We start from the raw sequence: 4,343 nt of genomic DNA, 5'->3' as shown, positions 1-4,343 counted from the left end.
CGAGGCGGACCGGCCCGCCGAAACTGTCGAAGATCACTGCTCGCATATCGCTTCCCCCCTGCGCCCGTCATTCATTAGTGTCGATCCATGAAGCGGGCGCTGCTAGCTGTCCTGATTCTCCTGGCCGGCTGCGGCGGCAGCGGCGACGACACGAAGCTCGAGAAGATCGTCTACCTCACCGGCGTCGGCGTGCAGGGCCGGGAGGCCTACGTCCAGGTCGCCATCGACCAGGGCTGGTTCCGCGAGGCCGGCTTCGACGTCGAGATCCGGCCCGGCAACGGTACGGGCCAGAACCTCCAGCTCCTGCAGGGCGGCCGGGCCGACTTCGCCGCCGTCGACGTGGCGGCCGCGCTCATCGAGTACGGCAAGGGCACCTTCACCGGCTTCCGGATCGTCAGCGCGGTGCATCAGAAGACCCTCGCCTGCCTCATGGCCCTCGACGGCAGCGGCATCACGAAGCCGGCCGACCTCAAGGGCAAGCGCGTCGCCTACATTCCCGGCGGCGTGGTCCGCGTGCTCTACGAACCGTATGCCAGGCTGGCCGGCGCGGATCCCACCGGCGTCGAGTGGGTCACCATGCCCGCCCAGCAGATGGCGCAGGGGCTGGCGGCCGGCAGCATCGACGCCGCCACCCAGTTCGTCGTCGGCCGCCCCGGCGTCGAGGCCGCGGCGAAGGGCCGCACCGCGGTGGTCCTGCCCTACGCCGACGTCCTGCCCGACCTGTACGGCAACGGCCTCGCCGTCGCCCGCGACGCCACCGCCGACCCCGAGCGCGTCCGCCGCTTCACCGCCGTCATGCTGCGCGGCCTGGAGTACGCCGTCGACCACCCCGCCGAGGCCGGCGCCGTCCTCGCCCGGCACCAGAGCACCCAGCCCGCGGCGGTCGCCGCGCAGGAGCTCGAGCTGATGCGCCCGTACGTCCGGCCGCTCGGCACCTTCGACAAGGCCAAGGTGGACCGGGGCGTGGCGGTCATGCGGTCGGCCGGCGCCGTGCCCGCCGGCTTCGACGCCGGCCAGGTCATCGCGTACGACCTCGCGGGATGACCCGGCTGGCCGGCGGCGCGGCCCTCGTCCTGCTGTGGTGGCTCGCCGTGGTGGCGCTGCGCATCGAGTCCTACCTGGTCCCCGCGCCCCCGGCCGTGCTCGCCGCCTTCCGCCGCCACCCGGCCGACCTGCTGTCCGCCGCCGGGGTCACCCTGTCCGAGACGGTCCAGGGCTTCGCCCTCGCCGCGGCGGCCGGCATCCTGCTGGGCACCGCGCTGGCCGCCTCCGAGCAGGTGGCCCGCGCGATGTATCCCGCACTGGTGGCGCTGAACGCCGTACCGAAGCTGGCCTTCGCCCCGCTGCTGCTGGTCTGGCTGGGCTTCGGCGCGGGCCCGAAGGTGGTGCTGGCCGCGCTCATGGCCTTCTTCCCGATCGTGCTGGCGACCGCCACCGGCCTCGGCAGCACCCCGGCCGACCTGGTCGAGCTGGCCCGCTCGCTGACCGCCTCGCGGCTGCAGACCTTCTGGCGGGTACGCGGCCCGGCCGCCCTGCCCCACATCTTCGTCGGCCTCAAGACCGCCATGCCCCTCGCCGTCATCGGCGCCCTGGTCGGCGAGCTCTTCGGCGCCACGGCCGGCCTGGGCTTCCTCATCCAGAACGCGGGCGCCGACACGGCCCTCGCCTTTGCCGCGATCACCCTGCTGGCCGCCCTGAGCATCGCGCTGTTCTATGTCCTCGTCGCCGTCGAGCACCGCCTGGCCCCCTGGGTCCAGCACACCACCGCCTGACAAGACCATCGACGATCGTCGTATCCCGCCCGGGCCGGGCGGGGTAGCCTGAGGGTCTCGCCCGGGTCTCCCCGAAGGCCGGTCAGCGATGGATGATCAGCAGCAGCGGATCCTGCACGACATCGAGCGTGACCTCGCCCGCGCCGATCCGGCCTTCGCCGCCCGGATGCGCGGCCCGCGGCCCTTCCCGACGCTGTCCGTGCTCTGTGCGCTCACCTACATCGTGGTGCCCCTCGAGGCCGTCCTCTTCGGCGGCCGGGTCGCCGTGGTGACGCTGGCGCTCGCCGCGAACGCCGTGGTCGTCATTCTGGTGCGGCGGCATCGTCGTAGCGGAAGGCCGCCGCCGGGTGATCGTCGCGGACCCGCGTGACGCCCCGGCCGTGGAAGTGCTCCCGCAGCGTCGCGCCCTCGTAGTCGCGCCACACCAGCCCGCGGCGCTGCAGCTCCGGCACGGCCAGGTCCACGAAGTCGCGGAAGGTCACCGGCGGCACCGGGTCGGCGATGTTGAAGCCGTCGACGCCGGCCTCGTCGCGCCAGCGTTCCAGCTCGTCGGCGATCGTGGCGGGGCTGCCGACGAGCACCGGGCCGCCGCCGCCCACCCCGACGAACTCGGCGATGGCCCGGGGCGTCCACCTCCGGTCCGGGTCCAGGGTGGTGAACAGCTCGACCATGCCGCGGATCCCGTCGGTCTCCACGTACTCCAGGGGCTCGTCGAGGGGTAGCCGCGACAGGTCGATGTGCATGAGCGCGCTCCACCGGGCGAGGGCGCCCTCGACGCTGGCGTAGCGCTGGTAGTCGGCCAGCTTGGCGTGCGCCTCGGCGTCGGTGTCCGCCACGATGACGGTCGCGATGGCGAAGAACTTGATCGAGCGTGGGTCCCGCCCGGCGGCCGCGGCCCGCTTGCGGACGTCGTCGGCCAGTCCGCGGGCCATCGACGGCAGGTAGGCGGACAGGAAGACGCCCTCGGCGTGCCGGGCGGCGAAGGCGCGGCCGACCGGGGACGTGCCGGCCTGGTAGAGCACCGGCGTGCGCTGGATCCCGGGCTCGCTCAGCGCGATCCCGGGCACCTGGAAGTAGGTCCCGTCGTGGCCCACCGGTCGCACCCGCGCCGGGTCGGCGAACACGCCCTTGCCGGCGTCGGCCACGACCGCGTCGTCGGCCCAGCTGCCCTCCCAGATCCGGTACACCGCGGCCATGAACTCCTCCGCGACGGCGTACCGCTGGTCGTGCGGCAGCTGGGTGCCCAGGCCGAGGTTGCGGGCGGCGCTGTCCAGGGCGGACGTGACGATGTTCCACCCGATGCGGCCCTCGGTGAGGTGGTCGAGGGTGGTCATCTTGCGGGCGAAGCTGTACGGCTGCTCGTACGTCGAGGAGACCGTCACCGAGAAGCCCAGGTGCTCGGTCGCCGCCGCCATCGCGCTGATCGCCAGCAGCGGGTCGTCGGTCGGCGTCTGGATCCCGTCGCGCAGGGCGGCGTCCACGCTGCCCTGCCACACGTCCAGCGGGCCGAGCGCGTCGGCGATGAACAGCGCGTCGAAGCGGCCGCGTTCCAGGATCCGCGCGGTCTCCAGCCAGTACTTCAGGTCCCGGTAGCGGTGCGCCTGGCTGTCCGGGTGCCGCCACAGCCCGATCGCGGTGTGCCCGACCGTCGACTGCCGCAGCCCGTTGAGCCTGATCCGGTCCGTCATGTGCCGTCCTCCGTGTGCTCGATCACCAGGTCCGCGTGGTCCCGGACGTGGTCGCTGCCGTAGTACTCGTCCTCCTGGCGCGCCCAGCGCTCCCAGTGGGGGGCGTAGGTCCCGCCGTCGCGCGCCATCGCCCGCCGCCGGCGCAGCGGTTCCGGCGCTTCGACCCAGATCAACCCGGAGAGGTACGGCCGCAGCGGCGCCGCCCCGGCGCCGACGCCCTCGACGACGAGGTGACGACCCGCCGGCACCTCATGGGTCCCGGCATAGCGGCCGGCCGCCCAGTCCCAGCGCCGCCAGCGGGCCCGGCGCCCCTCGGCCAGCGGGCGCAGCACCCACTTCCCCAGCGCGTCCGACCCGGCCCGCAACCCGTCCCAGCCGGGATACAGGTCGTCCATCCGGATCAGCGGCGCTCCGAGCTCCGCGGCCAGCACCCGGGCCGACGTGGTCTTGCCGGCTCCCGACCGGCCCTCGACGGCGATCACGACCGTGGTGCCCACCGGCGTGAGTCCGCGGGCCCACGCCACCAGGTCCGTCATGCGGAGACGTGGATGCGCTCGGGGCGGATCCGCACGACGACCCGGTCGGCCTCCTGCCCGGGGCTGCCCGTCTCGTGCGCGGCGCCGGTGTAGCGGTGGGCCAGCTCGTCGGCCAGCACCCGGGCCGCCGCGGCGTCCCCGGTGACCGTGGCTGTGCCGCGGATCTCGACGTAGCGCGCCGGCGTGGTGCGGTCGTGGAGCAGCACGGTGACGCGCGGGTCGCGCCGGATGTTGCGCACCTTGCGGCGCGAGCCCTTGGTGGCCATGACGATCTCGTCGCCGTCGCGGCCCGCCCACATCACCGACAGCTGCGCGGATCCGTCCGCCCGGAGCGTGGACAGCACGGC

6 protein-coding genes are annotated in these 4,343 nt (G+C 73.9%); 3 read left to right on the top strand and 3 right to left on the bottom strand.

Going from position 1 to position 4,343, the window contains the following annotated elements; all coding sequences use genetic code 11:
* The first annotated feature begins 87 nt into the window (after window positions 1-87).
* The 3 genes from RBH18_RS43215 to RBH18_RS43205 all read left to right on the top strand — a co-directional run bounded on the left by RBH18_RS43215 (window position 88) and on the right by RBH18_RS43205 (window position 2,142).
* Window positions 88-1,044, top strand: a complete 957-nt coding sequence (locus RBH18_RS43215) for an ABC transporter substrate-binding protein (protein ID WP_306216331.1) — start codon at window positions 88-90, stop codon at window positions 1,042-1,044.
* A complete protein-coding gene (locus RBH18_RS43210; protein ID WP_306216330.1) occupies window positions 1,041-1,772 on the top strand; it encodes an ABC transporter permease in 732 nt (243 codons plus the stop codon). The genes RBH18_RS43215 and RBH18_RS43210 overlap by 4 nt, the downstream gene beginning before the upstream one ends.
* An 88-nt stretch (window positions 1,773-1,860) precedes the next feature.
* Window positions 1,861-2,142, top strand: a complete 282-nt coding sequence (locus tag RBH18_RS43205) for a DUF3040 domain-containing protein (protein WP_306216329.1) — start codon at window positions 1,861-1,863, stop codon at window positions 2,140-2,142.
* Here the strand turns inward: RBH18_RS43205 and RBH18_RS43200 are convergent.
* From RBH18_RS43200 to RBH18_RS43190, 3 genes are all read right to left on the bottom strand, one after another.
* A complete protein-coding gene (locus tag RBH18_RS43200; protein WP_306216328.1) occupies window positions 2,075-3,460 on the bottom strand; it encodes an LLM class flavin-dependent oxidoreductase in 1,386 nt (461 codons plus the stop codon). The two genes, RBH18_RS43205 and RBH18_RS43200, sit on opposite strands and share 68 nt — an antisense overlap.
* Window positions 3,457-3,996 (bottom strand): nucleoside/nucleotide kinase family protein, encoded by a 540-nt coding sequence (locus tag RBH18_RS43195; RefSeq protein WP_306216327.1) that lies wholly within the window; start codon window positions 3,994-3,996, stop codon window positions 3,457-3,459. The genes RBH18_RS43200 and RBH18_RS43195 overlap by 4 nt, the downstream gene beginning before the upstream one ends.
* Window positions 3,993-4,343: PPOX class F420-dependent oxidoreductase (locus RBH18_RS43190; protein ID WP_306216326.1), on the bottom strand; the 351-nt coding region annotated here is incomplete at its 5' end. The genes RBH18_RS43195 and RBH18_RS43190, both read right to left, overlap by 4 nt.

The sequence above is a fragment of the Actinoplanes oryzae genome (assembly GCF_030757795.1).
Classification (GTDB): Bacteria; Actinomycetota; Actinomycetes; order Mycobacteriales; family Micromonosporaceae; genus Actinoplanes.
Note: the sequence above shows the minus strand (reverse complement) of the source record. Positions and strands in the feature narration are given on the sequence as shown.

Excerpts from the sequence above, each read along its gene's own strand:
- RBH18_RS43195 (WP_306216327.1), bottom strand. The coding sequence starts at position 3,996 with ATGACGGACCTGGTGGCGTGGGCCCGCGGACTCACGCCGGTGGGCACC.
- RBH18_RS43215 (WP_306216331.1), top strand. The coding sequence starts at position 88 with ATGAAGCGGGCGCTGCTAGCTGTCCTGATTCTCCTGGCCGGCTGCGGC.
- RBH18_RS43200 (WP_306216328.1), bottom strand. The coding sequence starts at position 3,460 with ATGACGGACCGGATCAGGCTCAACGGGCTGCGGCAGTCGACGGTCGGG.
- RBH18_RS43205 (WP_306216329.1), top strand. The coding sequence starts at position 1,861 with ATGGATGATCAGCAGCAGCGGATCCTGCACGACATCGAGCGTGACCTC.
- RBH18_RS43210 (WP_306216330.1), top strand. The coding sequence starts at position 1,041 with ATGACCCGGCTGGCCGGCGGCGCGGCCCTCGTCCTGCTGTGGTGGCTC.